At 67.9% G+C, this 17,171-nt stretch carries 18 protein-coding genes and 3 tRNA genes; 9 read left to right on the top strand and 12 right to left on the bottom strand.

Annotation, left to right across the window (positions count from 1 at the left end):
• The first annotated feature begins 17 nt into the window (after positions 1-17).
• On the top strand, positions 18-488 hold the full coding sequence (locus tag H7J06_RS21740) for a carboxymuconolactone decarboxylase family protein (protein WP_264041196.1): 471 nt from the start codon (positions 18-20) through the stop codon (positions 486-488).
• Here H7J06_RS21740 and wzm read toward each other — a convergent pair whose 3' ends face one another.
• The 5 genes from wzm to H7J06_RS21715 are packed head-to-tail and all read right to left on the bottom strand — an operon-like array spanning position 489 to position 5,483.
• Entirely contained in the window at positions 489-1,319 is an 831-nt protein-coding gene (gene wzm / locus H7J06_RS21735) for a galactan export ABC transporter permease subunit Wzm/RfbD (RefSeq protein ID WP_264041194.1), read from the bottom strand.
• Complete coding sequence (gene glfT1, locus H7J06_RS21730) at positions 1,316-2,209, bottom strand: galactofuranosyltransferase GlfT1 (protein WP_264041193.1); 894 nt, start codon at positions 2,207-2,209, stop codon at positions 1,316-1,318. Before glfT1 ends, wzm begins: the two co-directional genes overlap by 4 nt.
• Entirely contained in the window at positions 2,202-3,011 is an 810-nt protein-coding gene (gene wzt, locus H7J06_RS21725) for a galactan export ABC transporter ATP-binding subunit Wzt/RfbE (protein WP_264041192.1), read from the bottom strand. Before wzt ends, glfT1 begins: the two co-directional genes overlap by 8 nt.
• A 2-nt stretch (positions 3,012-3,013) precedes the next feature.
• Positions 3,014-3,517, bottom strand: a complete 504-nt coding sequence (locus tag H7J06_RS21720) for a bacterial proteasome activator family protein (RefSeq protein ID WP_308205815.1) — start codon at positions 3,515-3,517, stop codon at positions 3,014-3,016.
• Positions 3,518-3,536: 19 nt separating this feature from the next.
• A complete protein-coding gene (locus H7J06_RS21715; RefSeq protein WP_264041189.1) occupies positions 3,537-5,483 on the bottom strand; it encodes a DUF6541 family protein in 1,947 nt (648 codons plus the stop codon).
• Positions 5,484-5,592: 109 nt separating this feature from the next.
• Between H7J06_RS21715 and H7J06_RS21710 the strand changes: the two genes are divergently transcribed.
• Complete coding sequence (locus tag H7J06_RS21710; protein ID WP_264041188.1) at positions 5,593-6,789, top strand: cysteine desulfurase-like protein; 1,197 nt, start codon at positions 5,593-5,595, stop codon at positions 6,787-6,789.
• A gap of 1 nt (position 6,790) precedes the next feature.
• Here H7J06_RS21710 and H7J06_RS21705 read toward each other — a convergent pair whose 3' ends face one another.
• A complete protein-coding gene (locus tag H7J06_RS21705) occupies positions 6,791-7,774 on the bottom strand; it encodes an NAD(P)H-quinone oxidoreductase (RefSeq protein WP_264041186.1) in 984 nt (327 codons plus the stop codon).
• A 62-nt stretch (positions 7,775-7,836) separates the two neighbouring features.
• Between H7J06_RS21705 and H7J06_RS21700 the strand changes: the two genes are divergently transcribed.
• Positions 7,837-7,923 (top strand) — tRNA-Ser (locus H7J06_RS21700).
• Positions 7,924-7,937: 14 nt separating this feature from the next.
• Here H7J06_RS21700 and H7J06_RS21695 read toward each other — a convergent pair.
• Genes H7J06_RS21695 through H7J06_RS21680 form a run of 4 tightly spaced genes read right to left on the bottom strand, consistent with a single transcriptional unit; the run spans position 7,938 to position 10,751 of the window.
• Positions 7,938-8,762: a crotonase/enoyl-CoA hydratase family protein gene (locus tag H7J06_RS21695; RefSeq protein WP_264041185.1), complete on the bottom strand. Its 825-nt coding sequence runs from the start codon at positions 8,760-8,762 to the stop codon at positions 7,938-7,940.
• Between the two features lie 32 nt (positions 8,763-8,794).
• Positions 8,795-9,199, bottom strand: a complete 405-nt coding sequence (locus tag H7J06_RS21690) for a hypothetical protein (RefSeq protein WP_264041183.1) — start codon at positions 9,197-9,199, stop codon at positions 8,795-8,797.
• A gap of 17 nt (positions 9,200-9,216) precedes the next feature.
• Complete coding sequence (locus H7J06_RS21685; RefSeq protein ID WP_264041182.1) at positions 9,217-9,690, bottom strand: DUF4334 domain-containing protein; 474 nt, start codon at positions 9,688-9,690, stop codon at positions 9,217-9,219.
• Positions 9,687-10,751, bottom strand: a complete 1,065-nt coding sequence (locus tag H7J06_RS21680; protein ID WP_264041181.1) for a pyridoxal phosphate-dependent aminotransferase — start codon at positions 10,749-10,751, stop codon at positions 9,687-9,689. Before H7J06_RS21680 ends, H7J06_RS21685 begins: the two co-directional genes overlap by 4 nt.
• Before the next feature lie 118 nt (positions 10,752-10,869).
• Here H7J06_RS21680 and H7J06_RS21675 point away from each other — a divergent pair.
• Together H7J06_RS21675 and H7J06_RS21670 are read left to right on the top strand one after the other, a co-directional pair.
• Positions 10,870-10,958, top strand: a tRNA-Ser gene (locus H7J06_RS21675).
• A gap of 39 nt (positions 10,959-10,997) precedes the next feature.
• A tRNA-Arg gene (locus tag H7J06_RS21670) sits at positions 10,998-11,070 on the top strand.
• Here the strand turns inward: H7J06_RS21670 and H7J06_RS21665 are convergent.
• Positions 11,044-11,280, bottom strand: coding sequence for a hypothetical protein (locus H7J06_RS21665; protein ID WP_264041180.1), 237 nt, complete (start codon positions 11,278-11,280; stop codon positions 11,044-11,046). The genes H7J06_RS21670 and H7J06_RS21665 overlap by 27 nt on opposite strands.
• A gap of 170 nt (positions 11,281-11,450) precedes the next feature.
• Between H7J06_RS21665 and H7J06_RS21660 the strand changes: the two genes are divergently transcribed.
• The 3 genes from H7J06_RS21660 (at position 11,451) to H7J06_RS21650 (ending at position 14,212) form a co-directional block, all read left to right on the top strand.
• Positions 11,451-11,939 carry a M15 family metallopeptidase gene (locus H7J06_RS21660; RefSeq protein ID WP_264041179.1) on the top strand — a complete coding sequence of 163 codons (489 nt, stop codon included), beginning with the start codon at positions 11,451-11,453 and terminating at the stop codon, positions 11,937-11,939.
• A 61-nt stretch (positions 11,940-12,000) separates the two neighbouring features.
• Entirely contained in the window at positions 12,001-13,800 is a 1,800-nt protein-coding gene (locus H7J06_RS21655) for an Ig-like domain-containing protein (protein WP_264041177.1), read from the top strand.
• Between the two features lie 22 nt (positions 13,801-13,822).
• The gene (locus H7J06_RS21650; protein WP_264041176.1) at positions 13,823-14,212 is read left to right on the top strand and encodes a nuclear transport factor 2 family protein; all 390 of its coding nucleotides are present in this window, start codon (positions 13,823-13,825) and stop codon (positions 14,210-14,212) included.
• Here the strand turns inward: H7J06_RS21650 and H7J06_RS21645 are convergent.
• Positions 14,175-16,514 carry a putative bifunctional diguanylate cyclase/phosphodiesterase gene (locus tag H7J06_RS21645; protein WP_264041175.1) on the bottom strand — a complete coding sequence of 780 codons (2,340 nt, stop codon included), beginning with the start codon at positions 16,512-16,514 and terminating at the stop codon, positions 14,175-14,177. The two genes, H7J06_RS21650 and H7J06_RS21645, sit on opposite strands and share 38 nt — an antisense overlap.
• Positions 16,515-16,651: 137 nt before the next feature.
• Between H7J06_RS21645 and H7J06_RS21640 the strand changes: the two genes are divergently transcribed.
• Entirely contained in the window at positions 16,652-17,143 is a 492-nt protein-coding gene (locus H7J06_RS21640) for a metallophosphoesterase family protein (protein ID WP_264041173.1), read from the top strand.
• Positions 17,144-17,171 lie beyond the last annotated feature (28 nt).

Genomic DNA, 17,171 nt, shown 5'->3' with positions numbered 1-17,171 from the left:
TGGCTAGCGTGGTGGTCATGACACAAACACTCGAACACCCCACCGCCATCGACCGCCTGTCGATCTACCAGGTCTCGCCCGAGCTGTACGACGCGATGATGAGGCTCTCGACCGCGTCGGCCAAGGACGTCGACCCGGGCATCGGCGAGCTGATCAAGATCCGCGCCTCTCAGGTCAACCACTGCGCGTTCTGCCTCGACATGCACGTCGCCGACGCCCGCAAGAACGGCGAGACCGAGCAGCGCCTGGCGCTGGTCGCGGCGTGGGAGGAGGCGGGCGACCTGTTCACCGACCGGGAGCGGGCGGCCCTCGAGCTGACGGAGGCCATCACCGAGCTCCATCACGGACACGTTCCCGACGAGGTCTACGCCAAGGCCGCGGCGGTGTTCACCGAGAAGGAGCTGGCCCAGGTGATTGCGATGGCCGTCACCATCAACGCGTGGAACCGCTTCAACGTCGCCACGCGGATGAAGGCGCCGCGCCGCTAGTCAGACCCAGTACGGCACCCGGGAGCGGTACTGCCGCATCGCGAAGGCCGTGACGGTCCAACCGACCACGGTCAGCGCGATGACCACCACCCAGTGCCGAAGCTCCTGGTCGGCCCCCAGCAGCGGCGCGCGCACGATGTCGACGTAGTGCAGCAGCGGGTTGAACTCGATGACCTTGGCCCAGGTGCCCGCGCCCTGCTGTCGCAGCGTCTGGTCGTTCCAGATGATCGGCGTGACGTAGAACAACAGCTGCACGAGGCTGAACAACAGTGGGCTGATGTCGCGGTATCGGGTGGCCAGGATGCCGAAGCACAGCGCCACCCACACGCAGTTCAACGAGATCAACATCAGCGCGGGGATGAACGCCAGGTCGGTCCACTTCCACGGTTGGGGGAAGATGATGGCGATGATGACGAAGATGACGATGTTGTGCGCGAACAGGATGATCTGGCGCCACACCAGCCGGTAGACGTGCACCGACAGCGGGGTCGGAAGTTGTTTGATGAGGCCCTCGTTCGCGACGAACACGTCGGCGCCCTCGAGGATGGAGGCGTTGATCAGGTTCCAGATGATCAGCCCGAGGGTGACGTAGGGCAGATGCTCGGCCAGCGGCAAGTGGAACAGCGTGGAGTACAGCCCGCCCAGCGCGACGGCCATGGTGCCGGTCGCGATGGTGATCCAGATTGGCCCCAGCACCGAGCGGCGGTAGCGCTGCTTGATGTCCTGCCAGCCGAGGTGCAACCACAGCTCGCGCTTGCCGAAGCCCTCGGTGAGGTCGCCCCAGGCCCGGCCGAAGGTCTTCGACTGCGCCGCCGCGTCGATGAAGGTCATCTGGAGAACCTCTCGTTTCTGCCCAACCGCCGCAACCGGATCCATTCCCGCAGCCCGGCCGGGTCGCGCTTGGTCACCAGGAAGAACCAGCCGAATCGCACCCATTCCTGAGGGATCAGTCGACGCATGCCGGGCTGGGATTGGACGTAACCCCGGTTGCGATAGGTGAAGTAGCGCTTGGTGGCGTCGTCCGGGTACTGGGTGTGCATCCGACCGCCGAGGATCGGCTTGAACTCGTCGGAGCCCTGGGGATGCAGGTACACCGCGTCGAGGCACGTGCCGAACGGCAGTCCCGACCGCACCAGCCGACGGTGGACCTCCACCTCGTCGCCGCGGATGAACAACCGGATGTCGGGAACGCCAACGGCTTCCAGCGTCGCGGCGCGAAAGAGCGCGCCGTTGAACAGCGACGCGATGCCCGTCAGCAGGTCACCGGATCCGTCGGTGCGCAGTTCGTGCACCCACCTTCGCCACACCAACCCGCGGCGTAGCGGGAACGCCAACCGGGTCGGATCGGCGAGGTCGCACACCATGGGGGAGACCTCGGCCAGCTCGTGACGGGTCGCGCAGTCCAGCAACGTGCCGAGGACGGCGGCGTCCGCCGGTCGGCCGTCGTCGTCGGCCAACCACACCCAGTCCGCGCCGAGTGACAGGGCGGTGAGCACCCCGAGCGCAAAGCCGCCCGCCCCGCCCAGGTTGCGGCGGGACCCGAGGTAGGTGGTCGGAATGGGTTGTGCGGCAACCAGTTCCCGGACGCGGTCGTCGTCGTCGTTGTCGACGACGATCAGGTGGTCGGGGGCTCGGGTCTGCCCGGACACGACGTCCAGCGACAGGGCCAATTCCGCGACGCGCCGGTGGGTGACCACGACGGCGATGACGCGATCAGTCACGCCGGACGTCCGAGCGCTTGTTCTCCTCGATGACTTCGCGGACGTGATGGGCCGCGTCGTCGCCCTCGTAGGCGCGCACGACGTCCTCGATGCCGCCCGCCAGCCTGATCGTGCCGTGGTCCACCCACATGGCGGTGTCACACAGCTGGGCCAGGAATTCGTTGGAATGGCTGGCGAACACCAAGATTCCGGACCGGGCCACCAGATCCTGCAACCGCGTGCGGGCCTTCTTCATGAACTCGGCGTCCACCGCGCCGATGCCCTCGTCGAGCAGCAGGATCTCCGGGTCGATGCTGGTGACCACGCCCATGGCCAACCGCACCCGCATGCCGGTCGAGTAGGTGCGCAGCGGCATCGAGAGGTAGTCCCCGAGTTCGGTGAACTCGGCGATTTCGTCGACCTTGGCCGCCATCTGCTTACGGGTTTGCCCCAGGAACATGCCGCGGATGACGATGTTCTCGAAGCCGGAGATCTCGGGGTCCATGCCGACGCCAAGGTCGAACACCGGCGCCACCCGGCCGCGGACCGTCGCCGACCCGCGGGTCGGTTCGTAGATGCCCGACAGCAAGCGCAGCAACGTCGACTTGCCGGCGCCGTTGTGGCCGACGAGGCCGACGCGATCGCCCATCTTCAGCGAGAGGGTGATGTCGCGGAGGGCCTCGATGACGACGACGTTGGACTCGTTGCGCCCGATCGTGCCGCCCGCCTTGCCCAGGAACGCCTTCTTCAGCGATCGGGACTTGGCGTCGAAGATCGGGAATTCGACCCACGCGTTCCGGGTCTCGATCTGGGGGTCGGCCACCGCTAGAGGTACTGCCCCGTGCCGGCGCTGCCCGGGCCGCGTGGCCCTGGTGCACCGGCGGCGCCCGGCGGCAACTGCCGCATCTGCTCGAGCTGGGCCCGCGCCGCCATCTGCTGGGCGAACAGTGCCGTCTGGATGCCGTGGAACAGACCCTCGAGCCAGCCGACCAGCTGAGCCTGGGCGATCCGCAGCTCGGCGTCCGACGGCAGCGTGTCCTCGCCGAAGGGCAGGGCGAGCCGCTCGAGTTCCTCACGCAGTTCGGGCGCGAGTCCCTCCTCGAGCTCGCGCACGCTGCGGGCGTGGATGTCTCGGAGCCGGCTGCGGCTGGCGTCGTCGAGGGGAGCCGCGCGCACTTCCTCGAGCAGCTGCTTGATCATGGTGCCGATCCGCATGACCTTGGCCGGTTGCTCGACCAGATCGCTCAGGGACTTGCCGTCGGCGTCGTCGCCCATCGCGGAGACGTCCCCGATGATCTCGATGTCGTTCTCGTCGGCGTTACTCGTCACGTCTGACACTCCCTTGGATCTAACGTCCCTGCCACTCATAGATGTGGTCCTCGCCGTTGTCGTAGATCAGCCTCCACGACTTCGACTTGCCTAGCGACACTAGTCCGTCGGGCATGACGAACCCGCGGACCACCGGTGTGCTGGTGATGACGTACCTGATGTCGAGCGCGTGGACCGCCTCGGCGACCCGGGGATCGGTGTCGGCGTCGTCGGCGTAGGCCCAGAAGATGAAGCGGTGGTAGCCCGGTCCCTGCTGCTGGGGATAGTCGTAGTGCGTCCACAGCGGATGCAGACCGGTGACGGCGTACATCCAGGCCGTGCCGTCGGTGTTGGCGTTGCCGATCAGGGTGTCATGGGCCCCGGGCAGGGTCGACAGGTAGGCAAACGCCTCGAGGTCCTTGTCGTCGATGATCACCTTGTCGTACTTCTCCCCGATGAGGTGCCGGTGGCGGGGGAAGTAGTGCCAGGCCAGGCCGACCGGGACGAGCACGAGGACCACCGCGGTGACGGCGTGGCCGACACGGCTGTTCAGCCGCGGGGCCAGCCGTCGCAGCCCCGCCAGGGCGGCCGAAGTGACGGTGAAGAGCGCGATGCCCGCCATGGGCACGAGCAGCAACGTCACCACCGCCGACAGGCGGCGGGGATCGCTGTAGAACAGGTCGGTGAACAGCGAGGTGACCTTGCCGATCACTCCGCCGAACGGCGCCGACGAGTGCACGATCGAGTACACCAGCACCAGCCAGATCGCCGCGGGCCACCAGATGCGCCGGATCAGGAGGATGACGAAGCCGACGGCGGCCAGCGCGATGAGCGCGTTCTGGATCGGATAGTCGTTGAGGTGTCTGGTGTGCTGTACGACGGCGTCGAACAGCGCCTTCTTCTTGCCCTCGTGGGTGTCGAATTCGTGCCCGGCGATGATCTCGGCCTGCTGGAGGACGCCGACGAACTGGGGCAGCAGCAGAAGCACCGCCGGCGCTGCGATCGCGACCAGGGTGCCAAAGTCGGCCAGCCGCCCGCGGATCGGCCGCCAGAGCCCTTCGGCCAACCACCACCCCGTGATGAACAACACCGTCACCACGCCACCGGTGATGTGCACCGAGAACACCCCGAGCAGCGCGAGCACGGCCAGCGGTATGCGGTCGCGGTGTCTCAACGCCGACACCGTCAGCAGCATGGTCGGCACGGCCAACCCGTACGCCGCCAGGTTGGGCATGGACGCGGTGTCGAACTCGACGTAGGGCACCGCGGTGAACGACGCGGCCAGTGCCGCCGCGGCCGCCGCCGAGCCCGCCGCCTGCCATTGGCCGACCTCGCGGCCGCGCAGCAGTTGCCACGCCAGCGCCGCCGCGCTGGCCGGGAACAGCCAGACGGAGACGGCCAGCGAGTTCAGCGTGTAGGCAGTGGTGGCAGCGGCGCCGGTGAGCTGACACTGGATCGCGACCAGCGCGTGAAACGCCGACGGGTAGTAGAGCGCGTCGTGGGTTTCGACGTTGCGCAGCTCGCCCATGTGGGTGGGCGAGGCCTGCCCGGTCTCGAGGATGAACCGGACCGTGTTGGCGTGCCAGACCGAATCCCAGGTGCTCGGGATGGATTGCCAGTTGGGCATGCCGCGGATTGCTGCAAGTGTGATCAACGTCGCACCGAGGACGACGCCCGCGGCGACGACGAGCGCCGGTCCCGGCGGAATGTGCTCCCCGTCCGCGGGGCGGTCGCGCCACCGCGTCCGCGCTGCCTGCAAACCCGCGACGACGGCGACGACGATCAGGAAGGCGAGGAATGCGGTCACCAGAGTCCACGGGACGCCGACGGCTCCGAGGGGAAGAATTGCCAGCGCTACGGTGCCGTAGGTCAGTGCCGGAGCGACGGCGACCGCGGTTGGCCACGTTAGCTGCGCGGCCCGCGCAATGGTTGCTCCTGGGATGATGAGCAACGCCCACGCGACTACCACTCCGGACGCCAGGCTCACTGCACTAGTATGACCACGCAGGTGAATTGGTCCGTCACGGCGTGCACACGCCGGGCACCATCGGCAATCGGTTCGGTCGCGGTATTCACAGGGCTCGAAGGTGGCAGGCATGGCATACGACGTCGCCCGGGTGCGTGGTTTGCACCCGTCTCTGGGCGACGGCTGGGTGCACTTCGACGCTCAGAACGGCATGCTGCTGCCGGACTCCGTGGCGACCACCGTCTCGACGGCGTTCCGCGGTTCGATGACCACCGGCCAAGGGCCGCATCCCGCCGCGCTGCGCAGCGCCGCGGTGCTGCACGCCGCCCGGCAGGCGGTGGCCGACCTGGTGGGAGCCGACCCGCGCGGGGTCGTGCTGGGCGCCGACCGGGCCATCCTGCTGACCTCGCTCGCCGACGCCTCGGCGTCGCGGGTCGGGCTGGGGCACGAACTGGTCGTCACGCGTCTCGACGACGAGGCGAACATCGCACCCTGGCTGCGCGCCGCGAATCGCTATGGCGCCAAGGTCAAGTGGGCCGAGGTGGACATCGAGACCGGTGAACTGCCCGGCTATCAGTGGGAATCACTCATCGACAAGCCCACCAAGCTGGTCGCCATCACGTCGGCGTCCTCGGCCATCGGCGCCGTCACCGACCTGCGTCCGGTCACCAAGCTGCTGCACGAGAACGGCGGCACTGTGGTCGTCGACCACTCGGCCGCGGCGCCGTACCGGTTGGTCGACGTCAACGAGATCGAGGCCGACATCCTCGCGGTGAACACCGTGGCGTGGGGTGGCCCGCCCATTGGTGCGCTGGTGTTCCGCGACCCGTCGACCATCGAGTCGTTCGGTGCGGTGTCGCTGGACCCGCTGGCCGCCGGAGTCGAACGGCTGGAGATGGGAACCCACCAGTTCGGCATGCTCGCCGGGGTGGTGGCCAGCGTCGAATACCTGGCGAACCTCGACGAGTCGGCGACCGGTACCCGTCGCGAAAGACTCTCGGTCTCAATGCAATCGGCGGCGGCCTACATGGACCGGCTGTTCGAGTACCTGTTGACGTCGTTGCGGTCGCTGCCGTTGGTGATGGTCATCGGCCAGCCCGAGGAACGCATCCCGGTGCTGAGCTTCGCCCTCGACGGCGTGCCAGCCCCGCGGGTGGTGCAGAGGCTTGCCGACAACGGGGTGCTGGCGTCGTTGAACACCACCTCGCGGGTGCTCGACCTGATCGGGGTCAACGACATCGGCGGCGCCGTCACCGTCGGGCTGGCGCACTACACCACGATGGCCGAGGTCGACCAGCTGGTGCGCGCGATTGCCTCGCTCGGATAGCTCAATCTCGAACGCGCAGAAGCACTTTCCCGTGAGCGTCGCCGGACTCCAGTAGGCGGTGGGCGTCGGAGGCCTCTTCGACGGGAAGCTCCGCGCCGACGATGGGACGTACCCGACCGTCGGCGACCATCGGCCACACGTTCTCCACCACCGACGCGACGATGGCGCTCTTGCCCGACGGCCCGTCGACCGGTCGGGAGCGCAGTGCCGTGGAGATGACGCCGGCGCGCTTGGCCATCAGCTTGCCGAAGTTCAACTCCGCCTTCAGTCCGCCCTGGAACCCGATGACGATGATGCGGCCGTCCGGCGCCACGGCGTCGATGTTGCGGTCCAGATACGACGCCCCGAGGAGGTCCAGGATGACGTCTGCACCGACTCCGTCGGTCTCCGCCTTGACCCGCTCGACGAAGTCCTCGTCGCGGTAGTTGACGGTGATGTCGGCACCGAGGGCGCGGCACACCTCCAACTTCTTGGCCGACCCGGCGGTGACGGCCACGCGGCACCCCAGCGCGCGCGCCACCTGGATGCCGTGCGTGCCGATACCGCTTGCGCCGCCGTGGAACAGCACCGTCTGGCCGGCCGCCAGGTGCGCGGTCATCCCGAGGTTGGACCACACCGTGCACGCCACCTCTGGCAGTGCCGCGGCCTCGTGCAGGCCGAGACCGTCGGGAATGGGCATGACCTGCCCGGCCGGTACGGCGACGCGCTCGGCGTAGCCGCCACCGGCGAGCAGGGCGCAGACCGGTTGGCCGACGGTCCACGAGGTGACCCCCGCACCGACTTCCGAGATCCGGCCGGAGACTTCGAGGCCCATCGTCTCGCTGGCGCCGGGAGGCGGCGAGTAATGACCGGCGGCCTGCAGCAGGTCGGCGCGGTTCACCCCCGCGGTGACGACGTCGATGACCACCTCGCCGTCGGCGGCGGTGACGTCAGGGACTTCTCCCCAGGCAAGGTTCGGGCCTGGTTCGACAACGATCGCACGCATGGGCCCAACGCTACTACCGCCCGCGAGGGTGGTTCGGAGCCCACTCGCCTAGAGTTGTCGGCGGTGGCGTGGCAGAGCGGCCTAATGCACTCGCCTTGAAAGCGAGAGACGGCTAACACCGTCCGGGGGTTCAAATCCCTCCGCCACCGCTCTTTGCACGGCGCTACTCGCCGGTGAACTCCGGCGGCCGCTTGGCGAACATGGCGGTGATGCCCTCGGTAAGGTCCTTCGACGCCAGGAACGCCGAGTTCCACGCCGCCACGTATCGCAGGCTCGCCGACACCTGCGCGGTGCGCTGCTCGTCGAGGACGTCCTTGATGCCCCGCACCACGAGCGGTGGGTTGGCGGCGATCTCCCTGGCGGTCTCGTGCGCGGCGGCCAGCGAGGCCTCGGCGTCGGGGTAGACGTCGTTGACCAGACCGATCTTCTCGGCGCGGGCGGCGTCGATGTCCTTGCCCGTCAACGCGAGTTCGCGAAGGTGGCCGTCGGAGAGGATCAGCGGCAGCCGCGCCAGGCTGCCGACGTCGGCGACCATCGCGAGCTTGACCTCGCGCACCGAGAACTTCGCGTCGGCGCTCGCGTAGCGCAGGTCGACCGCCGAGATCAGGTCGACGCCGCCGCCGATGCACCAGCCGTGAACCGACGCGATCACCGGTGTGCGGCAGTCCGCCACCGCGGTGATCGAGCCCTGCATGGCCTTCAGCTCGGTGTGAAACTCGGTGCGAGGCTTGGCCATCGCCCCGTCGGCGAGCACCGGCGCCAGGGTGCCGCCCATGCTCGCCAGGTCCAGCCCGTAGCTGAAGTTCTTGCCCGATCCGGTGAGCACGATCGCGCGGACGTCCGGATCGGCGTCGAGCTTGGTGAACGCCACGGGGAGTTCGGCCCAGAACGCCGGCCCCATCGAGTTGCCCTTGCCGGGACCCGTCAGCGTGACGCGAGCGACGTGATCGTCGACGTCGACGGTGAGGGATTCGTATGCATCGCCCATGGCAGGAAGGCTACGGCCAGCCGCAGCCGGTCTCAGGGCGGGGTCTCGCCGAGGAGGATCTCGGCCACCGTGCTGTCGGGCAGGAACGTGCACACGGCGTCGGCGAGCGTCTTGGCGATGTCCGCGTCACCCGGGCTGAGCACCGAGGTCTCGTCCTTGAGGATCTCCTGGACCACCGCGGTGCGGCTCGCTTCGTCGAGCCCGACGTACTGCTTGCAGGTGACGGCGAACGAGTCGCCCGGCGGCGGGGCGGGGGACGACGACGGCGGAAGCGTGGTTCTTGGTGAGGACGGCGTGGGCCGCGACGACGTCGAGCTCGGAAGCGGCGGACCCGCCTGGGTGGTCATGGCCACCGTGCCATCGGTGGTCCGGTCGCAGCTAGCTACCGCGGTGGCGACCACGACGAGCCCGGTGGCGACCAGAACGCGCGTCCTCATCTGAGAGACGATAGGGGCTAGACGCGTTCCAGGTAGAAGTACAGGTGACGCGGCGAGCCGGTGCTGTCGTCCAGCGAGCCCTTGCCGTTCATGATGCCCATGACGGCGTTGTCGTCGACCTTCTTGAAGTGGTCGTGCACCGGTGCGCCGTCGTAGACCATCGACGCCGTCACCTCGCCGCGGAACTCCTCGAGCCACAGGCTGGCCTCGCCCTTCATGGCCTCGGTGTTGGAGAACTTGTTTCCGTCGGCGTCCAGACAGACCAGCGGCTTGGCGTCGGAGGCGGACAGGAACGTCTTGCCGAACCAGTTGAGCCGCTTCATGAACCCGTTGGCGCGGTGGCCGGTGTCGAACTCGCCGCCCTTCCATTCCCCGATCATGAAGTCGAGGGTGGCCGGCTGCAGGGTGTCCCAGAACGCGTCCAGCTCGGCGTCGGGTATCTGTTCGGTGCGTTCGGTCAACGCGGCGAACGTCTTTCGCGCGGTACTCATCTGTGTCCCATCCAAGCGGTGGCGAACTCGAGGAAGGCGTCGTTCTCGTGCGGCGCGGCGACGGTGACGCGCACACCGTCTTGACCATAGGGCCGCACCAGAATCCGGTTGTCGGCGGCACCGTTGACGAAGGCATTGGTGTCCTCGGCGAGCGGCAACCAGACGAAGTTCGCCTGCGACGGCGGCACGGTGAAGCCGGCCTCGCGCAGCGTCGCGGTGACGCGGGCCCGCTCCTCGACCACGGCGTCGGTGCGCGCCAGCAACTCGTCGGCGGCGTCGATGGAGGCGATGGCGGCGGCCTGAGAGACGCTGGTGGCGGTGAAGGGGACGTAGACCTTGCTCAGCGCGGAGATGACGTCCGGATCGGCGACGGCGTAGCCGATGCGCAGGCCGGCCAGCCCGTAGGCCTTCGAAAACGTCCGCAGGACAACGACGTTGCGGTGGTTGCGGACCAAGCCGAAGCTGTCGGGCAGCATGCCGTCGCGGATGTACTCGACGTACGCCTCGTCCAGGACGACGAGGATGTCACTGGGGACCGCGGCGACGAAGCGGGCGAGCGCGTCGGGGTCGACCACGGTGGACGTCGGGTTGTTCGGGTTGCAGATGAAGATCAGCCGGGTGCGATCGGTGATCGCGGCGAGCATCGCGTCCAGGTCGAAGGTGTGGTCGGTCAGCGGCACCTGGACCGGGGTGGCGCCCGCGGTGCGGACCTGCAGCGGGTAGATCTCGAAGCTGCGCCAGCCGTAGAGCACCTCGTCGCCGACCGTCGTGGTGATCTGGATGAGCTGCTGGCACAGGCTGACCGAGCCGGAGCCCACCGAGATGTGCTCGGGGGCGAAGGCGCCGCCGTCGAGATGCTTGGCGAGGCGTTCCTTGAGCTCGACGTAACCGTTGTCGGGGTAGCGGTTGATGCCGTCGGTCGCGGCCAGGATCGCTGCCCGCACGCTGGGCAGCGGACCGTCGACGGTCTCGTTGCTGGCGATCTTGATCGCCCCGGGCACCGTCTTGCCGGGTGTGTAGGCGGGCAGGTCGGCGAGTTCGGGGCGGAGACGGGCGGTCACGCGACCAGTCTAGGGGTGGCCGAGACGCTGCTTTGCCTTCGGCGGTGCCCCCTGTGTACGCTTCCTCCTCGGCGGTTCTGGGGATTGCTTTCACGTCCGGTACCCTCGGGATCGGTCAGGAGGCGTGCCAGAGCGGCCGAATGGGACTCACTGCTAATGAGTTGTCCGTCTTAAAGCGGACCGGAGGTTCAAATCCTCTCGCCTCCGCCGCGGCTGACTCGCGTCAGCCGTACAACTGAATAGCACGCGCCCGTAGCTCAACGGATAGAGCATCTGACTACGGATCAGAAGGTTAGGGGTTCGAATCCCTTCGGGCGCACTCAGCATCACGGCTCAGCCGTGGCAGTACCTTCACCCAGAGCAGCCAGGCCGCGGCCAGCACTGCCGGGTTGGCCAGCCAGAACGCAAACAACAGCCAGGCGTTCCCGGCGACGATCGCGACGATGGCCGCCACGACCCAGTAGGCCGCGGTGATCGGCAGCCAGTGGAGTTGGTACTTGGCGGCCGGTTCGTCGTCGCTCGCTGGCATGTGTAACTCTCCTCGTTCATGCCACAGGCTTGTCTTGCTGGCAAATCCTCCGCGGGATGACGTTACGGCAAATGTCGGTACGGCTGTGACCGGAACGCCGAACACCCCGGTTCGACGCAGGCACCCGCCGCTCCGTACGGTCGGGTGGCGTCTAGGTGAAGGGGTGAACGATGCGGTCGATCGCCGTCGCGGTGGTGGTCTTCGTGGCGCTCGGGGTCAGTCCCGGGCTCGCCGCGGCCGATCCCGGCGCGTCCGTGTTCGACGTCGCGGACCCGGCGGTCGGCCGACTCGACCCGGGCTTGCTGAGTGCCCTTCAGAGCGCCGCGGTCGCCGCGTCGGCCGACGGGGTGACCATGACCGTCACCTCGGGGTGGCGGTCGCCGGAGTTTCAGCAGCAGCTCCTAGACGACGCCGTCCAGACCTACGGCAGCCTCGCTGCGGCGCGGAGGTACGTTCAGACCCCCCAGAAGTCGAAGCACGTCGTGGGGGAGGCGGTCGACGTCGGGGGCGCCGGCGCGGATCAGTGGCTGGCGGCCAACGGCTCTCGCTACGGGTTGTGTCAGGTCTACGCCAACGAGGCGTGGCACTTCGAGCTCACCGCCGACGCGACGGGCACCTGCCCGCCGTTGCTGCCGGACGCAGCCAGCCCCCAGGAATAGCTGCACCACCGCGACCGCTGTTGTACCTTTGCTCAGAATTAATTGACGTGGGGGTCATTACATGGCGGGCATGCGGCGTTGGCTGCAGCTGGGGGCGGCCTCGGCCGGCGTGAGTGCGGCATTGTTCGGGCTGTCGTCGCTGGGCCCGCAGGTCGGTGTCGCGCTCGCCGACGAGTCGGGGGCGTCATCGTCGGCCTCCGGCGGATCTACGGGGTCAGACGACGGCGGGTCGTCCACCGGCGCAGCGGGATCGGGGTCGGGGGCGGCCCACTCGTCGCCGCCGGGGTCGGCGGCCGATCCCGATTCGGGACCGAAGACCTCGGTGGGAGCCTCGCCGTCCTCGAGTGTGAGGGACGAGGCCGACACCGAGAAGGACGACGAGCCCGAGACCACCAAGCGCGACGCCAAGAACAGCGACGTCAAGAACGGCAACGTCAAGAACATCAACGTCAAGAAGGACGACGTCAAGACGAGTGACGTCACCAAGAGCGAAGACGACGACGAGAAGAGCGTCGCCGCCAAGCCCGTGGCGGCCGCACCGGTCAGCACACCCACCCCGGAGATCACCAAGGACGTTGCGCCGGCGGTGAATTCGACCCCACCATGGGCGGTTCAGGTCGAGGCGCCGGTCGACCCGCGACAGCAGTTCATCACCGATCAGCTGACCGCGTGGACGAATTCCTCGCAGGGGTGGATCGATTCGCTCCCCGTGCCGGAAGCGCTGAAATGGCATCTGGAGGGAGCGCTGTGGACCACGCGCCGAACTCTGTTCAACCTCGCGCCGACGGTGGCTCCTCTTACGGTGAGCGGCCTGTCCAACACGGTGGTCAACGGTCGCGTCGACGCCACCGATCCGGAGAACGACGCGATTGTCTATCGACTGGTGCGGGGTCCGTCGTCGGGCACCGTGGCACTGAACGCCGACGGCAGCTTTACCTACACCCCCGCCGAGGGCTTCGACGGCGTCGACTCGTTCGTGGTGGTGGCCCAGGACCTCGGTCTCCACGTCAACCTGCTCGACCCGTTCCGCGGAACCGGTACTGCCGCCGGTGCGCTGGTCAACCAGGGCGCCATCAAGTTCGACTTCAACTACACGACCGGCGCGAACACCTGGACACCCGCTCGCCGAGCCGCATTGAAGGACGCGGCCGACGCCATGACGGCCTACTTCCTGGTCACGAGGCCGGTCACGCTCAGCTATGCCGTTTCCGGTACGTCGGACCCCGAGAGCGACGTGCTAGCCTCGGCCGGAAGCGGATTGGTCGGATTCAGCGTGCCCTCGTTCTGTCCGACCGTGGTCCAGTACAAGATGACCAACGGCATCGACGTCAACGGCGCGGCAGCCGACGGCATCCTCAACTGGAACTGGGGCTACTCCTGGGCGCTCGGCGATTCGGTCGCAAGCACCGAGTTCGACTTCCGGGCCATCGTGATTCACGAGCTGCTGCATTCGTTCGGGTTCACGTCCATTGCCGGTGCGCCCGGCACGAACACTGGCACGCACTGGGCGGTGTACGACGGCTATGTCGTCGATGATGCGGGGAACCCCGTGATCACGAAGGACTTCACCTGGGACACGGCCTTCGACGCGAACTTGACTGGGGGCGACGGCGGCCTGTACTTCGCCGGTCCCAATGCGGTTGCCGCGTACGGCGGACCCGTGCCGGTCTACACGCCCGCTGAGTTTTCGAACAGCGCGGTGGCGCACTTGGACGACGACACCTTTACCGGCGCCAACCAGCAGCTGATGAATGCCTTCAGCGGTACCGGTCCACGGCTGAGGACGCTCAGCCCCATCGAGCTCGGCATCCTGAAGGACATCGGGTACACGGTGGTCGACGGGTTTGCGTCCAACCACTGACGCGCCCTGCGAAGATGACCCCATGACGTCGTCTGTGATCGATCGCTGGCACCAGTTCATCGACGGCGGCCACGACCCGGCCGCGCTGAACGACCTACTCCACGACGACGCGGTCTTCTACTCACCGGCGGTGTTCACCCCTCAGGAGGGCCGGGCAAAGACGGCGTCCTACCTGATGGCGGCGGCGAAGATGTTCGGCGGCACCGACTTCCACTACGTCGAGCAATGGGTCGGCGATCGCTCGGCGGTCCTGGAGTTCGAGGCCACGGTCGACGGCGTCTACGTCAACGGCATCGACGCGATCCGGTGGGACGACGACGACCGCATCGTCTCGTTCAAGGTGATGATGCGCCCGTTCAAGGGACTGCAGGCAATCATGCCCAGGATGGCCGAACTGCTGTCGTCGCCGTAACGGCGGGTGCGGCCGCGGGCATGCAGTGCCTGATGGCCTGTGCGCTCACCGGCCGGCTGAAGTAGTGGCCCTGGGCGTAACCGCAGCCATGACTCTTCAACAGTTCCGCCGTCGCCCGGTCCTCGACACCCTCCGCCACGCAGGCCAGCCCGAACCCCTTCGCCAGGTGCAGCACGGACACGACGATGGCGGCGGCGCGTTCGTCGTGCAGGATCGGCTTGACGAACTCCCGGTCGAGCTTCAGTTCGTCGACCGGCAGTTCGTGGAGGTAGGTCATTGCGGCATAACCACTTCCGAAGTCGTCGATGGCAACCCGCACACCGGAATCCCGCAGCTCCTCGAGCACGGTTCTGGCCCGGGCGACGCTGGACACCAACGCGTCTTCGGTGATCTCGACGGTGAGCGTGGCGGGTGGCAGCCCGTGGCGGGCGAGCACCGACAGCACCCGGTCCGGCAGCGCGTCGTCGTTCAGCGACGGCGCCGACACGTTAACCGCTACCGGCATGTCGACGCCCGCCGCGCGCCAGCCGGCGGCATCGGCCAGTGCGCGGTCGAGCACGAAGTCGGTGAGGGTCTCCATCATCCCGTTCTCGCGGGCCATCGGGAGGAAGTCAGCGGGTTCGAGCAGCCCGAATTCCGGGTGTGGCCAACGGATCAACGCCTCGACGCCGACGGCTGACCACGTGTGCAGGCTGATCTTCGGTTGGTAGACCAGATCGAGTTCGCCGTCGTCGACGGCCCGTCGCAGGTCGCTCAGGAACTCGATGCGGGCGACGCCGCTGCGGCAGCCCGTCCGCTCTTGCTGGCTGGGGAGGTTCAACTCGGTGGCGTCTTGCCGCATGTTGGGGGTGAAGCTGCGAGACCCGGCGTGCGCCCGTTTGGCCGAGTACATCGCCAGATCTGCCCGCTTGAACAGCTCCTCGGCAGAGAGGTCCGCATCACCGGCGGCGGTGGCCAGCCCGATGCTGAGTCGCACGTCGACCGGGCGACCGTCGACCACGAAGGGTTCGCCCATGGCCCGAACCACGCGCGTGGCAATCTGGTCGGCGACGGCGGGCGAATCTTCGACGAGGATCGCGAATTCGTCGCCGCCGAGCCGGGCGACGGTGTCGCCGGGGCGCACCACGGACTGGATGCGGTCACTCACGCTGCGCAACAACTCGTCGCCGACGGGATGGCCGAGGCTGTCGTTGACCAGTTTGAAGTCGTCCAGGTCCGCCACCAGCACGCCGACGGGTGCGCCCGTGCGACCGCGCAGTTCGATGGCGTGAGCCAGTCGGTCGTTGAACAGGGCCCGATTGGCGAGATCGGTCAACGGATCGCGCAGCGCCACCTCGGCCACGATCTCGAGAAGCCGGCGGTTCTCGTCGAGCAGCACGAACTGGCGGGCCAGCGCGACGAAGATCAGGACGATCCCGGCGATCAGGATCGGCTGGCTCTCTCCGGCAAACAGTTCGCGAGCGCCGAGGACGACGGCGAACGGCACGGGCACGTAGGGAACCCAGAAGACGGCGCGTGGCGTCGCGCGCATGGAGGGCAGCGAGGTGGCGGGGAGGCGCTGCGCCACGAGGCCGGCAAGTCCGATGACGTAAAGACCGGTGACCCACCCGATCGTGATGGCGGGGCTCGGATACTCGCCGTGCGCAGCCTCGACGACGTAGATGCCGTCGGCGACGCCGAGAAGTGCCAACCCGACCGCCAGCAGCGCCGGGGGAAGCCGACGACCGGGCCTGGCTTGCGCGACGATCACCAGGGCGAAGGTCACCATGGCGACGTCGCCGACCGGATAGGCCACCGAGACGGCGAACGCGAGACCCGACACGTTGCTCAGTTCGAAGAGCTCCCGCAGGAACGTGGTCCACGCGATGGCGAAGAGTGCCGTCGCGACCAGCACTCCGTCGAGGACGATGCGCAGGCTGGACCGGGCGCCGCCGAAGGGCACGAAGAGCGCCGCCGCACAGCCGCTGACGGGTAGCAGGAGGTAGCCGAGGTCTACTAGGCCCGGCGCCGAGGGGGTTTGGTGGGCGACGTGCTCGAGGTAGGCCCACAACAGATTGCTGGCTACCCATCCGGACAGGCCGACCGACAGGCACACCCAGGACTTCCGCTGGCGCCCGTGGGTGTGGCGGGCGGCCGCGACCGTGCAGCTGGTGGCGAACGCGCTGGCCACCACCGAGGCGACCTCACTGAACCACGCCGTGACCACCGGTCCGCCCCACCCGAATGCAAGCCAGCTGGCAAACACCAGGAGCACGCCGGTGGCAGGCGCGATCGTCGCCCGGCTGCGGGGCCGTACCGTCATGGACCCCCCCAGGTCGCTGATCGCAGCGTCAATTTTCCTCCGTTTGGAGCACGTGCCCGCCAGCCTACGTGGTCCGGTAAACGAAATCCCAGCAACGGAGTGAGTGCGTCTGCCGTATTGCGGTTACCGTGGACGGCGTGGAGTTGCTGTTGATCGCCGACACCCACCTGCCGAAGCGTGCCAAGGACCTGCCGACCTCGGTGTGGGACCGCGTGGGCAACGTCGACGTGGTGCTTCACGCCGGTGACTGGGTGGTGCCCGAACTCCTCGACGAGCTGGAGGCCCGGGCCGCGCGGCTGGTGGGGTGCTGGGGCAACAACGACGGTGACCAATTGCGGCAAAGGTTGCCCGAACGCGCCGACGTGGAGCTCGAGGGGGTGCGCTTCGCCGTCGTGCACGAGACGGGTGCGTCGACGGGCCGGGACCAGCGGATGGCGAAGGCGTACCCCGACGTGGACGTGCTGGTGTTCGGGCACAGTCACATCCCTTGGGACACCACCGCCGAGACGGGCCTGCGTTTGCTGAATCCAGGCTCCCCGACCGATCGGCGCCGGCAACCGTTCTGCACCTACATGACGGCGACCGTCCACGACGCGGTGCTGTCGGACGTCACACTGCACCGCGTGTGAGTTTCGGCCTCACCCGCCATCGCGTGGT

Origin of the sequence: Mycolicibacterium hodleri, from assembly GCF_025822245.1 — a bacterium.
GTDB classification, from domain to species: Bacteria; Actinomycetota; Actinomycetes; order Mycobacteriales; family Mycobacteriaceae; genus Mycobacterium; species Mycobacterium hodleri.
This window is presented reverse-complemented; position numbering and strand designations above follow the sequence as displayed.